Origin of the sequence: Hahella sp. CCB-MM4, assembly GCF_002260525.1 — a bacterium.
Taxonomy (GTDB): domain Bacteria; phylum Pseudomonadota; class Gammaproteobacteria; order Pseudomonadales; family Oleiphilaceae; genus Hahella.
On the sequence record NZ_MRYI01000011.1, the window covers coordinates 154,911 to 168,638 of the forward strand.

Here is a 13,728-nt window from a genome sequence, read left to right on the forward strand (position 1 = left end):
CCGCCTAATTCTTCTCTTCTTCCAGCATCAAACCGGTTTCAGCCAGTTTTCCGGCAATCGCGCCAACATCCCCGGCTCCCTGGGTCACCAGCAGGTCACCATCCTGCAGAACCCGGCTGAGAACAACGCGAACGTCTTCCCCGCGCTCAACGAAAATCGGGTCGATCTGTCCGCGCTGGCGAATAGAACGACACAGGCTACGGCCATCTGCTCCGGGGATTTCTTTTTCCCCGGCCGGATAAACATCCAGCAGCACCAAGACATCCACCTTGGACAGCACCTGGACAAAGTCTTCATACAAGTCACGGGTGCGGGTATAGCGATGAGGCTGGAACACCACGACTAGCCGCTTATCCTTCCAACCATCCCGGATGGCCTTGATCGTTGCTTCCACTTCACGCGGATGGTGACCGTAATCGTCCACCAGCATGACCTGTCCACCATTGACCACCGGATATTCGCCGTAAACCTGGAACCGGCGGCCAACGCCTTGGAATTTTGCCAATCCATCAATGATCGCCTGATCCGCAATACCTTCATCAGACGCCACGGCAATCGTCGCCAGAGCATTCAATACATTGTGGCGTCCAGGCATATTCAGGCGGATGTTCAGATCCGGATACCCGGCAGGACGCTTGGCAACAAAGCGGATTTCCTGCTCGTGCTGGGTCAACTCCTCAGCCCGGATGTCCGCATCCTTGGAAAATCCATAGGTAATCACCGCGCGGCCTACACGAGGAATCACTTCCCGTACTACCGGATCATCCACACACATGACCGCTGTTCCGTAAAACGGAAGGTTGTGCAGGAAATCCACAAATGTCTGTTTCAGCCTGTCGAAATCGCCGCCATAGGTATGCATATGATCCGCATCAATATTGGTGACAATTGACACCATCGGCGTCAGATGCAGGAATGACGCATCGCTCTCATCCGCCTCTGCCACCAGGAACCTGGAAGCTCCCATCTTGGCATTTGTACCCGCACTGTTGAGCCGACCACCAATCACAAACGTCGGATCAAGCCCGGCCTCAGCAAACACCGAAGCAACCAGACTCGTGGTCGTGGTCTTACCGTGAGTTCCGGCAACGGCAATCCCATGACGATAGCGCATGATTTCGGCCAACATTTCGGCGCGGGCAATCACAGGAATCCGCTGCTCTTTAGCCGCCACAACCTCTGGATTGTCCTGTGCGACGGCACTGGAAATCACCACCACATTGGCACCACTGATATTCTCGGATTTATGCCCGATCATCACCTTCGCACCCAGTTGACGCATATGTGCAATTACCGCGGACTCTTTGATATCGGAACCACTGATGTCATAACCCTGGTTCAACAAGACCTCGGCAATACCGCACATCCCGGAACCACCGATACCGACAAAGTGAATCTGTCTGACCCGTCTCATTTCCGGGGGTTCCCACAACTCCAGAGTTGCCGGTTCTGCTGCCACTGTTGTCACTTTGTCTTTGCTCATGCGCAAGCCTCCAGGCAATAACGAACCACGCTCTGAGTGGCCTCAGGCTGCGCCAGTTGATTGGCTTTATCGGCCATGTCCAGCAGCCTCTCGGGCTGCGCCAGTAATTGGCTGATACTGCTTGCCAACTTATCCACCGTTAATTCTGCTTGTTGAAAAATAATGGCTGCCCCAGCCTGCTCCAGATATCTGGCATTCGCCGTCTGGTGATCATCCACCGCATAGGGATACGGCACCAGGATCGCCCCGACACCGACCGCAGTCAGCTCTGTCAGGGTTAAGGCGCCGGCCCTGCAAATGACCAGATCCGCCTTTTCGTAGATGTCTCTCATATCGTGGAGAAAATCGAAAACCTGGGCGTCAACTCCAGACTGCTCATACAGAGCTCTGCAAGACTCCTCTTTTCCTGCTCCAGCCTGATGAATAACGGCTGGACGATCATGTTCCTCAATTTTTGCCATGGCTGCGGGCACTATTTCATTCAGGGCCTGAGCACCACGACTGCCGCCGAGCACGACAACAGTCGGACGTCGGCTGCCGATCCCTCTCTCCTTTGGAGACGCCAGCGTCGTCAATTCCTGTCTGACGGGGTTGCCCACCGTATGCACCTTATCCTTGCCGACAATTTCCTTACCGGTAAATGCTCCGGGAAATGCCTGTAAAACTGTTTTGGCCCATTTGGCCAGCCAACGATTCGTCATGCCGGCAATCGCGTTTTGTTCGTGGATCACCAAAGGTGTCCGGGTCAACATGGCCACAATTCCACCAGGGCCGGCAGCGAACCCGCCCATGCCCAGAACACAATCCGGATGCTCCCTGCGGTATACCTTGTACGCCTGCCAAAGTGCCCGCAGCAGATTCAAAGGGGCCTTGATCAAAGTCATCACCCCTTTACCGCGCAATCCACCGATGCTCAGAAGCTGCATCGGAATATCGGTATTGCCGATAATGCGTTCTTCCATACCACCGGCCGAGCCCAGCCATACCACGCGGGCACCGTTTTGCCGTAGTGCTTCAGCGGCAGCGAGGGCCGGATAAACGTGCCCACCCGTGCCTCCCGCCATCACCAGGAAAGTCTTACTCATGATCGACCTCCCTCAGATTCTGATGCACTTCCAAGCTCTGCCCTGATGCGCAGAAGGATCCCGACACACAGACAACTGATAATAAGGCTGCTGCCGCCGTAACTGATCAACGGCAGTGTCAGTCCTTTCGTAGGCAACAATCCGGTGTTTACCCCCAGGTTAATCAGAGCCTGAACTCCCAATAACAACGTGATGCCATAACCCACATAAGCATTGAACAATTGACCGGCTTTCTCGGCGGAGCGGGCGATGGACATTCCCCGCCACAGCAACACACCGTATAGAGCCAGTACTACCAGCACACCAATTAACCCCAACTCCTCACCAATAATGGCAAACACAAAGTCTGTGTGAGCCTCCGGCAGATAAAACAGCTTCTGTACACTGTTACCCAGGCCCACTCCGGTCAGCTCCCCTCTCCCAAACGCAATCAACGACTGGGTAAGCTGATATCCAGAATTAAACTGGTCCGCCCAGGGATCGGTATAAGCTGTCAACCGTTTCAGACGATAAGGCTGTGATATCGCCAATAAGGCCACACTGGAGACACACATCACCAGCAAAGCCCCGAAGTGTTTCAACGCCACACCGCTGAGGAAGATCATTCCGACAATCGCCGACATGATGACCACCAGCGCGCCAAAATCAGGCTCCATCAGCAACAGTAGTGCGACCAGCATTAACACCAGCAACGGCTTGATAAATCCCCACCAGCTGCCACGAACCTCGTCCATCCGCCGTACCAGATAGCTGGCGGTATAGATCACCATGCATACCTTGGCGATTTCCGATGGCTGGATATTGATAATCCCCAACCCAACCCAGCGGGTACTGCCGTTTACAGTCCTGCCGATGCCCGGGATCAGAACCGCCAGGAGCACCGCCAATGCAATGGCCAGCAATACCCAGCTCTGTTCATGCCACCACCGTAACGGCACCCGTAACATGGCAAACCCGACAAACAACCCAATCAGGATGTATGCGCCGTGCCGCCAGAAGTAATAAAGCGCTTGATGGTTTCTGACATCCGCTACATCCAAAGATGCAGAGGTCACCATCACCAGACCAAACGCCAGCAAGGCAATTGCAGCTCCCAACAGAGGAAGATCCACTTCCACCGCGTGGGATATTCGATGATGACTAAGCGTCATTGTTGTCATAACGCCCTCACCCATCGTTTGAACTCTTCGCCCCGCTCCACATAGTTACGGAACATATCCAGACTTGCGCAGGCAGGGGATAACAACACCAGATCCCCTCCATTGCTCAGCGAAGCTGCAGTAGATACAGCTTCCTGCATTGTATTGACCTCGTGTACCGGCATTTTCGCTGCCAGACCATCCCTCAACAGCTGACGATCCTCTCCGAGTACCACGGCCGCATGGACATATCGCTCCATACAGTCAAACAACGCACTAAAATCCTGACCCTTGCCCTGGCCACCACATATCAGAATCAAATTGCCGGCGGTGACAGGTCCCAATCCTTCCAGCGCCGCAATGGTGGCACCAACGTTTGTGGCTTTGGAGTCATTGATGAAATCGACACCGTTGACAGATTCCACCCACTCACACCGATGCTCCAACCCTGTAAAATCCTTCAGCGTCTCCAGGCAAATCGGCAACGACAACCCAGCAGCTTCCGCCAATGCCAGCGCCGCCAGAGCATTGCTCCAGTTATGACGCCCTTTGATTCGGAGTTCGTCAGTATCCAGCAACACTTCATTGCCCTTGGCCAGAAAATGCTTGTCACCTGAACTCACCAGTCCGAACTGCCGCGGCTCTGGAGATGAAAGGCTAAACCAGGTGACAGCCGCTCCCTGAATCATGGGAGGCTGAGCCAATACATCGTCCTTGTTCAGCACCAGATGCTGACAACCAAAGAACACTCTCATCTTCGCCAAGTGATAGGCCATCATGTCCGGATAGCGGTCCATGTGATCCTGCGACAGATTCAAAACGGTCGCGGCTTTAGCCTCTAGCTTTTCAGTGGTTTCAAGTTGGAAGCTGGACAGCTCCACCACGTACAGCTCGACTTCAGGTGCCAACAGATCCAGCACAGGCGTTCCCAGGTTGCCTCCAACAGCGACCTGGACACCACATGCCTTGGCCATTTCCCCGACCATGGAAGTCACAGTGCTTTTACCGTTACTGCCGGTGATGGCAATAATCGGTGCCTTAGCTTCCTGACTGAACACATCAACATCGCCGCGCACAATGACCTTATCGCTCACCGCTGCGATATCAGGGTGAGCCAGCGCCACACCCGGGCTCAACCAGATTTCCGAAGCCTCACCGAGTTTCTCCCGATCCAGGCTACCAGTCACAATGTCGACATCCGGACAAAGATTCTTCAGCTCTTCCAGACCAGGCGGAACATCACGGGTATCCATCACCGAGAACGACATACCCTTCGCGTGCAGATACCGAGCACAGGAAAGCCCGGTTACTCCCAAACCGACGATCACAATATGTCGATCACGCGCAAGAATGGTCATTCGATCCTGTCTCTCAATACCAACTTAGCTGCTCTCATTACTGACTCAGCTGTTCTCATTACCGACTCAGCTGCTCTCATTACTGACTCGGCTCCGCCCAATACCAACTTAGATCCGGTGTTTACCGAATCTTCAAAGTTGCCAATCCAACCAAAACCAATACCACCGTAATCACCCAGAAACGGACAATTACCCGCGGTTCAGGCCAGCCTTTTAACTCAAAGTGATGATGCAGTGGCGCCATACGGAAAATACGCCGTCCGGTCAGCTTGAACGAAGCAACCTGCAAAATGACGGAGACTGTCTCCATCACAAACACACCGCCCATCACAAACAGCACGATCTCCTGTCGGACAATAACGGCAACCACTCCTAGAGCGGCTCCCAACGCCAAAGCTCCCACATCACCCATAAATACCTGGGCCGGATAGGTGTTGAACCACAAGAATCCAAGTCCGGCACCTACCAAGGCACCAAGGAAGATAATCAACTCACCGGTTCCCGGCAGATACGGAATATGCAGATACTCCGCAAACTTCACATGGCCGCTCAGGTAAGCGAATATTGCCAGCGCACCTCCCACCATGACAGTCGGCATGATGGCCAATCCATCCAATCCATCAGTCAGGTTGACCGCATTACTACTGCCCACAATCACCAGATAGGTCAGGACAATGAAGCCAGCCCCCAAAGGTATCGCCACTTCCTTAAACAAAGGCACAATCAACGCCGTTTCATCGACGGTTTGAGCCGTTTCATAAAGCAACCAGGCTGCCGCCAGACCGAATACTGACTGCCACAAATATTTCCAGCGGGCGGGCAATCCCTTCGGATTACGCTCAACCACCTTGCGCCAGTCATCAACCCACCCGATGGCACCAAACAGCAAGGTTGTGGCCAGAGTAATCAGCACGTAGCGGTTACTCAGGTCAGACCAGAGCAGTGTGCTGACGGCAATTGCCACCAGAATCAACGCGCCACCCATGGTAGGCGTTCCCGCTTTGCTGAAATGGCTTTCCGGACCGTCATCACGTACTGCCTGGCCGATCTGGTAGTAACTCAGTTTCCGTATCATCACAGGCCCGACCACCAGCGAAATCACCAACGCGGTTAACACGCCGAAAATCGCGCGTAGTGTCAAATACTGGAAGACGCTGAAAATGCTGAAATACTGCGCCAGGAATTCAGCTACCCAAACTAACATCGGCGATGTTTCCTATTCGTTTTTAAAAGTTCACTGTTCATATTAAAGGTGAGTTCGCACCCACTCTGTCGCATCACTCGCGTCACAAGCAGCGATTGTTCACTGCTCACCGGCTACCAGAGCCTCCACGACTTCTTCCATCCTGGCGCTGCGGGATCCTTTGACCAACACCACATCTCCCGCACGAATGTTTCGCTTCAACTCTGCGATTAATTCCTGGTTGTTGCTTCCTGCAAATACCCCGGCACCAAATCCCTGCCGATAGCTTTCTGCCCAGGCACCTGTGACATAGCACAGATCCACGCCCAGATTTTTTGCATACTCAGCCACGTCCCGATGCGCTTCTTCCACATCGCTGCCAAGCTCACCCATATGCCCCAGTACCGCGATATGACGACCAGGATGCCGAGCCAGCACATCCAGAGCCGCCTTCATCGAAGTAGGGTTCGCGTTATAGGTGTCATCCAGAACAACCACATTTCCCGCACCCACTTTTCTGTTCATGCGGCCTTTTGCAGCCGGAGTGTGCTCAAGTCCGGCAACAATCTGGCTTAGTGGTATATTCACTCCAATTGCCGCGGCGGCGGCAGATAGAGCATTCCGGACACTATGTTCTCCTGCGAATGGCAGGCTCACTCTCGCTTCTCCAATGGGGGTCACCAGATCAAAAAGCGATACGTCAGCCCCCAACTCAATATTCTCTGCGCGTACATCCGCGCTATCCGCAAGACCAAAGCTGACAATGCGACGTTCTCCAGCCATGGCCACCCAGGTCAGGTAATGAGGGTCGTCCGCATTGAGCACTGCCACACCCGCGTCAGAGAGACCTTCAACAATCTCTCCTTTGGCGCGAACAATGTTTTCCAGACTGCCAAATCCTTCAATATGTGACGCGACCGCATTGTTCAATATTGCGACCTCCGGCTGAACCAGCCGAACGGTATAGGCTATTTCCCCAAGACCACTGGCGCCCAACTCAAATACCGCAGCCTCATGCTCATCCGACAGCTTCAGCAGGCTTATGGGAACACCAAAATGGTTGTTCAGGTTCCCTTCGGTTTTACATACCGCCGACACCTGTCCAAATATACTGGCCACCATTTCCTTCACGGTGGTCTTGCCAACGCTGCCGGTGATTGCCACGACAGGTCCTGTAAACCTTGCTCTGTTGGCAGCGCCAATCAAACCAAACGCCTTGTTTGTATCACTCACAATCACTTGTGTGGCATCCACGCCTTCCAAGCGGTGATCAACCAACATTGCAGAGACCCCTTTTGCGGCAACTTGGGGAGCAAAAACATGGGCGTCAAAGCGTTCGCCCTTGAGCGCAACAAAAAGCGCTCCGGAACAGTCTTTCCGGGAATCTGTCACCACATTGTCAATGACTTGCACGGTCCCTTGATGCAGGCCCTTGCAACTCACGGCGATATCCTCACTGGTCCAGTGGCCGATCACACCCATCCCCCCGCCTGTCGAGGTTCATTTCCTTTCTTTACAATCAGTTGCTCCAGTGTTTCCCTGGCGATTTTGCTATCAGAGAATGCCAACCGAACGCCATTCACTTCCTGGTAGTCTTCATGCCCTTTACCCGCCAACAACACCATATCTCCGGGCTTTGCATGCCGGATGGCATATTCAATCGCCTTATCCCGTGGCTGGATAACCGCCGCATTCTCGGGTTGTTCCAATCCTTTAAGGATGTCGGCAATAATCAGCTGAGGGTCTTCCGTGCGAGGGTTGTCATCGGTAATCACCACCTGATCCGCCAGAGACTCAGCAATCTCCCCCATCAAAGGGCGTTTGCCGGGATCCCGATCCCCCCCGCAACCAAATACACACCATAGGGTTCCGCGACAATGAACTCGCAAAGCCTGCAGCACGACGCTCAGGGCATCAGGTGTATGGGCATAGTCCACCACCACGGAAGGGCGGCCATGTGCGGTGTCATTCGTCTGCAAACGCTCCACTCTCCCGGGAACAGCCGTAAGACTGGTCATTGCCTGGGCGATTGACGTCAATGAATGCCCCAGACTCAACAGACACGCTGTTGCTGCCAGCACATTAGACAAATTGAACTCACCAACCAATGAGACGTTCACTGGGATAGCGTCGCCTGCATAGGCCAGATCAAACCCGATTCCTTGATCCCGATACATGGCATTGCGAGCCTGTACCCTGGCTACCCGTTCATCAGTGGAAGAATAAGTAACGGTATTTTCCCCCACCATTTCCAAAGCCCAACGACGACCGGTTGCATCGTCTAGGTTGATCACCTTCTTGATCCCTGGCAACGTCAGCAGTTGCTTCTTGGCTTCTTCATAAGCTTCCATCGTGCCGTGATAATCCAGGTGATCCCGGCTCAAATTGGTAAACACGCCAACCTTAAAGCGAACTCCGGCAACCCGATACTGGTCCATCGCATGTGAGGAAACTTCCATCGCCACCAGACGAATACCCTGTTCATACAACTGCGCCAGATGTCGATGGGTTGTCACCGCTTCAGGCGTAGTATGGGTAGTCGACGCTAAAGCGCCGGGCTTACCAATTCCCAATGTACCGATCACTGCGGCGGAGGTTCCCATGGTTTCCGCTAACTCGGCAATGTAGTGGGTAACCGAAGACTTGCCGTTTGTACCGGTGACCCCGATGACTGTCATTCCGGCAGTCACCTGACCAAAAAAGCGATGGGCGATGTGTCCTATCAGCGGGCGTACTTCTTCCAGCTCAACAAACACCACATTGCTTCTTTCATAGACCTGCGCCCGCTCTCCAGTCAGCACAATGGCGCTGGCACCACGCGCAAGGGCTTCATCTATATAGTCCTGCCCATGGCTACTAACTCCCTCCGCGGCGATAAATAATGCGCCACGGGTAATTTTTCGGCTGTCCTGCTGGATATCTCCCACCCAGCAATCAAGGCACGCCGGCACGCTAACCCAGTCAGACAACAGGTCGCTCAGTTTTTTCTGTGCTTTTCCCGCCATGTTCATCCTCCCCGCTCCGCCTTTTTGGAAGCTGAAGCCATCAGCGCCGGATGAATATCCGGAGCAACATTGAGAAGACGCAGCGAATTTGCCATCACCCGGGAAAATACCGGGGCAGAAACTTCGCCACCGTAATATTCACCACTTTGAGGACCATTCACTGCCACCACCATCGCCAAACGAGAATTCTCTACTGGAGCCAGACCCGCAAATACAGAGGTATAGTCGTCCTCTGCATAACCGCCTCCAGCACTTATGTTATGTACGGTACCGGTCTTACCGGCCACTCGATATTCGGAAATATGGGCACGGGTTCCAGTACCTCCCTGTAGAACCACCTGCTCCAGAATACCTTTTAATGACTCGGCCACCTTTTCTGACATCACCCGCTGCGAAGGCAGACCTTTCTGCCCGCCTTTAATCAGGCTGACAGGGTGACGCATTCCACCTGAAGCAATGGACATGTACGCCTGGGCCAGCTGCAAAGTGGTAGTCGACAAGCCATAACCATAGGACAGTGTGGCCAATCGAACCGGCTTCCAGTTGCTGTAGTTGGGCAGGCTGCCAATGGCTTCCCCCGGATACTCAATACCCGTGGACTGCCCAAAACCAGCATTAAAGAATGTTTCCCAGACCGCCTCTCCACCAACTTTGAAGGCGATCCGGCTGGTTCCTACGTTGCTACTCTTCACGACCACTTTCGTCAGCGTCAGCTTTCCATAGTTCCGATGATCACGAATGGTCCGGCCATTCATTCTCAAATAACCCGGGCTGGTATCTATCACACTATCCGGGGTATACATCCCTGAACTCAGCGCTGCAGACATAGTAAACGGCTTCATCGTAGAGCCCGGTTCAAAAAGGTCGGTTACCGCTCTGTTACGCAGCTTTTCAGCCTGAATACTTTCCCGGTTATTTGGGTTATACGAAGGCTGATTCACCATCGCCAATACTTCGCCGGTCCGGACATCCAGAATCACCATGGAGGCCGAATGAGCCCGATGAGCTTCAACCACTGCCTTCAGCTCCCGGTAGGCCATATACTGCAGTCGCAGATCTATACTGAGCTGCAAATCCTTACCTGGCAGCGCATCCTGGATCAGGCTCAAGTCCTGAACAACAAAGCCCCTGCGGTCCTTGAGAACTTTCTTTTTACCCGGGGTGTCCTGCAAATATTGATCGAATATCAGCTCAATTCCTTCCTGGCCTTTCTCATCGATATCCGTCATCCCAACTACGTGAGCAGCCACTTCCCCTGCCGGGTAATACCGTTTGAAATCACGCTGGCTGTATAGTCCCTCAAGGTTGAGCTTCATTGCCGCGTCAGCCAGCTCCGGCGCCATCTGTCGCTGAATGTAGATGAACTCGCGCTCGAAGTTCTGCTCCAGACGCCCTTTCAACTCTTCAGCAGAGCTTCCCAGCAGTTCAGCCAGGGCACTCCATCCTGGATTAGAAATATCTACCTGCCGGGGATTAGCCCACAGGGTAACCACCGGCGCACTGACCGCCAGCGGCTCACCGTTGCGATCCAAAATCTTGCCCCGGGTAGCCGGAATGTCTTCTACCCGGACGGTGCGCAGATCTCCCTGACCACTCAGAAATTCATGATCAATGACCTGCAAATCCACCGCCCGCCAAGCTACCACGGCAAAACATCCTGCCAGCACCAAAAGCACCAGCAGAAAACGCCAATCGCCCGCGGCAGCTATTGGCTGATCCGCAGGCGATCTGCTTGATGCTCCAGTCGTGTGGAGTTTGGCGTTGGGTTGTCGTTTCATCTCACAATTTCGACCTGATCTGTTCGCGGCACGGCCATTCCAAATTGCTTACTCGCAATCTGCTCGACCCGACTATGTGCACTCCAGGCACTCTCCTCTAACAACAACTGCGTCCATTCCCGCTCATAGCGGTCTTCCTGCTGTTGCAATCCCTGCAATTCAATAAATAGCTGACGGTTTAGGTGCACTGCATAAGCAGCAGCAATTCCCGATACCACCAGGGCTAACATCAAAGCGACTGTCACAATGGTTTTCCCCTTGATAAATCCGGCCATCAGGAAGCAGGTTTCCTTCCACCACTCCACCAGGGATGGCCACACAGATACGGATTTGGCAGAAGAACTACGGCTACGGCGCGCCAGCGGTGTTGCCTGTCCTGCATTTCTGATCAAAATCATGCGCATTTCTCCATTACCCGCATCACGGCACTTCTGGACCTGACGTTAACAGCCAGCTCATCTTTTCCTGCCTTGATTTTCTTCCCAATCAGTTTCGCCTTTGGCGCTCCTTCATCATGAATCGGCACCCATTTCGGCAATTGCGGTCCCTTAACGATGTCCCGCATAAAGTGTTTAACCTTGCGATCTTCCAGCGAGTGAAAACTAATCACCGCCAGACGCCCACCCGGCGCCAAGCAATCAAACGCCTCCTGCAGGCCTTTATCCAGATCATCCAACTCACTGTTGATATGAATCCGAATAGCCTGAAACGCACGAGTCGCAGGATGTTTTCCCTTCTCCCAGCGAGGGTGCGCAGCAGCAACAATTTCAGAAAGTTGTTGAGTCGTCACAATTGCCTGGTTCTCACGTTCTTTCACTATGGCTTTGGCCATTCTCCGGGAGTAACGCTCTTCACCGTACTCCCATATCACCCGGGCAATTTCCTCTTCCGGCGCCCGGTTTATCCAATCTGCCGCGGATTCTCCTTTCTCCGGATCCATCCGCATATCCAGCGGCCCTTCCTTGTTGAAGCTGAATCCCCTGGACGCATCATCCAATTGAGGGGAAGAAACCCCAAGATCCAGCAACACACCATCAACCTTCTCCCACCCCTGGGTACTTACCGCCTTCCTGATATCTGCAAAACTGCCCCGATAGAACAGAAACCGGGAATCCAGAGCTTTCAACTCATGGGCACTCTGTTCTGCCCTTGGATCCTTATCGATACCAAGCAACTGACCTTGCGACCCCAACTGCTCCAATATCGCCCGACTATGTCCACCGCGGCCAAATGTCCCATCTACATATTTGCCGTCTTTACTGATGGCCAATGCCTCAACGGCTTCCTTCAGCAGCACCGTGATGTGGGCAAACTCATCAAATACGTCAGACATCACAATGCCAACTGTTGCATTTCAGCCGGCATATCGCCGTCATCATCAGATTCTTCCAGCCATGCGTTCCAAAGCTCTTCACTCCACAACTCCAGCTTCTTGCCCTGCCCAATCAGACGGAGCTTTTTCTCCAGTTTGGCGTGGTCGCGCAATGTCGGCGGCAACAGCACCCTACCGGCAGAATCAAGTTCAAAGGGAGTTGCATGTCCAAGTAACAGTCTCTGCAACCTGCGCACAGCTTTATTCATATTGGGTAGCGCTTCGATCTGGGGACGAATCTCTTCCCAGGCGGGTTCCGGATATATCAATAGACAAGGTTCTTCATTGTGGGCAGTCACGACAATGCGCCCCTGGCATAACGCCAGGAGATCCTCACGCACTTTCGTGGGGATCGCTATGCGACCTTTCGCATCCATATTAATGGAATGACTACCCTGAAAATTACTCATGTGTGCCGGCCGGGCTCCCAATGAAGTATCTGTCTGGGGATTTGCGGATCAACAGAAAGACACCTTTCGCCACTTTCTGCCTTTGTTTTCCACTTTCTGGCACTAATATCCACAAATCCCCACTTCTGCACACTATAGAAAGCTATCTCTTTTTTTTCAAGACAATGAAGGACTGGTAATGAAGAAGACTTCCCCTTCAAAGACAAAGAGTTATCAAAGCAGGTTAGGAAACAGTGGCTAGAAAAGAGACAAAATTGCTTAATTTTCAGAAGGGTACAAATCTATCTTCAATAGAATTGTGACGTTTAAGAATTTTTTGATCTAAAAAACAGATGGGAGAAAGCTTTTGTATTGCGACTAAGGACTTTCCACAACCCATTCATGAGCTGCTTGAAAGGAATATACAGGTGGAGAATTTTCCCACTTGGATGACAGCCAGCGCCATCAAAGTGGGAAAAAGTGTAAGTGAGTCTGTCGATAAGCCGGGTTCTGTCTAGGACAGTCATTCATCTGGGATGCACGTCACCATGCACCTCAAGCGACCTACCCGGGTCCAGCGTGGGCCACGCCATTGGACCCCTATTTGGTCTTGCTCCGAGTGGGGTTTTCCATCGCCATGGACTGTTACCAGCCATGCGGTGCGCTCTTACCGCACCATTTCAACCTTACCGTTGTATCGGAAACCGATACACTTAGGCGGTATACTTTCTGTTGCACTTTCCGTCGGCTCGCGCCGCCCAGGCGTTACCTGGCACTTCGCCCTGTGGAGCCCGGACTTTCCTCCCTCCGGCAGACAACCTATAAAATAGGCGATCCCTCCGGACAGCGACTGTCTAACAGACTCGCGGGCAGATTAGCCACTTCGACTCTTATATGCAACCTCTACCCGTACTCCCCACCAAATAAAATATCTAG

General features: G+C 53.1%; 11 protein-coding genes and 1 other RNA gene. All 12 read right to left on the reverse strand.

Going from position 1 to position 13,728, the window contains the following annotated elements:
- Positions 1–4 precede the first annotated feature (4 nt).
- Positions 5–1,483, reverse strand: a complete 1,479-nt coding sequence (gene murC, locus BTA51_RS18430; RefSeq protein WP_210404868.1) for a UDP-N-acetylmuramate--L-alanine ligase — start codon at positions 1,481–1,483, stop codon at positions 5–7.
- Entirely contained in the window at positions 1,480–2,568 is a 1,089-nt protein-coding gene (gene murG, locus BTA51_RS18435) for an undecaprenyldiphospho-muramoylpentapeptide beta-N-acetylglucosaminyltransferase (RefSeq protein WP_094709922.1), read from the reverse strand. Before murG ends, murC begins: the two co-directional genes overlap by 4 nt.
- Positions 2,565–3,728 carry a putative lipid II flippase FtsW gene (gene ftsW, locus BTA51_RS18440; RefSeq protein WP_094710021.1) on the reverse strand — a complete coding sequence of 388 codons (1,164 nt, stop codon included), beginning with the start codon at positions 3,726–3,728 and terminating at the stop codon, positions 2,565–2,567. Before ftsW ends, murG begins: the two co-directional genes overlap by 4 nt.
- Positions 3,725–5,065, reverse strand: a complete 1,341-nt coding sequence (murD, locus tag BTA51_RS18445; protein ID WP_094709924.1) for a UDP-N-acetylmuramoyl-L-alanine--D-glutamate ligase — start codon at positions 5,063–5,065, stop codon at positions 3,725–3,727. The genes ftsW and murD overlap by 4 nt, the downstream gene beginning before the upstream one ends.
- A gap of 121 nt (positions 5,066–5,186) precedes the next feature.
- The gene (mraY, locus tag BTA51_RS18450) at positions 5,187–6,269 is read right to left on the reverse strand and encodes a phospho-N-acetylmuramoyl-pentapeptide-transferase (protein ID WP_094709926.1); all 1,083 of its coding nucleotides are present in this window, start codon (positions 6,267–6,269) and stop codon (positions 5,187–5,189) included.
- 99 nt (positions 6,270–6,368) lie between these two features.
- Entirely contained in the window at positions 6,369–7,730 is a 1,362-nt protein-coding gene (murF, locus tag BTA51_RS18455; protein WP_094709928.1) for a UDP-N-acetylmuramoyl-tripeptide--D-alanyl-D-alanine ligase, read from the reverse strand.
- Positions 7,721–9,253 carry a UDP-N-acetylmuramoyl-L-alanyl-D-glutamate--2,6-diaminopimelate ligase gene (locus BTA51_RS18460; RefSeq protein ID WP_246841087.1) on the reverse strand — a complete coding sequence of 511 codons (1,533 nt, stop codon included), beginning with the start codon at positions 9,251–9,253 and terminating at the stop codon, positions 7,721–7,723. Before BTA51_RS18460 ends, murF begins: the two co-directional genes overlap by 10 nt.
- A gap of 2 nt (positions 9,254–9,255) precedes the next feature.
- A complete protein-coding gene (locus BTA51_RS18465) occupies positions 9,256–11,031 on the reverse strand; it encodes a penicillin-binding protein 2 (protein ID WP_094709932.1) in 1,776 nt (591 codons plus the stop codon).
- Positions 11,028–11,429, reverse strand: coding sequence for a cell division protein FtsL (ftsL, locus tag BTA51_RS18470; protein WP_094709934.1), 402 nt, complete (start codon positions 11,427–11,429; stop codon positions 11,028–11,030). Before ftsL ends, BTA51_RS18465 begins: the two co-directional genes overlap by 4 nt.
- The gene (gene rsmH, locus BTA51_RS18475) at positions 11,426–12,364 is read right to left on the reverse strand and encodes a 16S rRNA (cytosine(1402)-N(4))-methyltransferase RsmH (RefSeq protein WP_094709936.1); all 939 of its coding nucleotides are present in this window, start codon (positions 12,362–12,364) and stop codon (positions 11,426–11,428) included. The genes ftsL and rsmH overlap by 4 nt, the downstream gene beginning before the upstream one ends.
- A complete protein-coding gene (gene mraZ / locus BTA51_RS18480) occupies positions 12,364–12,813 on the reverse strand; it encodes a division/cell wall cluster transcriptional repressor MraZ (protein WP_094709938.1) in 450 nt (149 codons plus the stop codon). The genes rsmH and mraZ overlap by 1 nt, the downstream gene beginning before the upstream one ends.
- 462 nt (positions 12,814–13,275) lie before the next feature.
- Positions 13,276–13,658: RNase P RNA component class A (gene rnpB, locus BTA51_RS18485), an RNA gene on the reverse strand.
- Positions 13,659–13,728: the final 70 nt, after the last annotated feature.

Bases quoted from the DNA above. Each gene is read 5' to 3' on its own strand.
- rsmH (WP_094709936.1), bottom strand. From the start codon at position 12,364: ATGTCTGACGTATTTGATGAGTTTGCCCACATCACGGTGCTGCTGAAG.
- murF (WP_094709928.1), bottom strand. From the start codon at position 7,730: ATGGGTGTGATCGGCCACTGGACCAGTGAGGATATCGCCGTGAGTTGC.
- BTA51_RS18460 (WP_246841087.1), bottom strand. From the start codon at position 9,253: ATGGCGGGAAAAGCACAGAAAAAACTGAGCGACCTGTTGTCTGACTGG.
- ftsW (WP_094710021.1), bottom strand. From the start codon at position 3,728: ATGACAACAATGACGCTTAGTCATCATCGAATATCCCACGCGGTGGAA.
- mraZ (WP_094709938.1), bottom strand. From the start codon at position 12,813: ATGAGTAATTTTCAGGGTAGTCATTCCATTAATATGGATGCGAAAGGT.
- murD (WP_094709924.1), bottom strand. From the start codon at position 5,065: ATGACCATTCTTGCGCGTGATCGACATATTGTGATCGTCGGTTTGGGA.
- murG (WP_094709922.1), bottom strand. From the start codon at position 2,568: ATGAGTAAGACTTTCCTGGTGATGGCGGGAGGCACGGGTGGGCACGTT.
- mraY (WP_094709926.1), bottom strand. From the start codon at position 6,269: ATGTTAGTTTGGGTAGCTGAATTCCTGGCGCAGTATTTCAGCATTTTC.
- BTA51_RS18465 (WP_094709932.1), bottom strand. From the start codon at position 11,031: ATGAAACGACAACCCAACGCCAAACTCCACACGACTGGAGCATCAAGC.
- murC (WP_210404868.1), bottom strand. From the start codon at position 1,483: ATGAGCAAAGACAAAGTGACAACAGTGGCAGCAGAACCGGCAACTCTG.
- ftsL (WP_094709934.1), bottom strand. From the start codon at position 11,429: ATGATTTTGATCAGAAATGCAGGACAGGCAACACCGCTGGCGCGCCGT.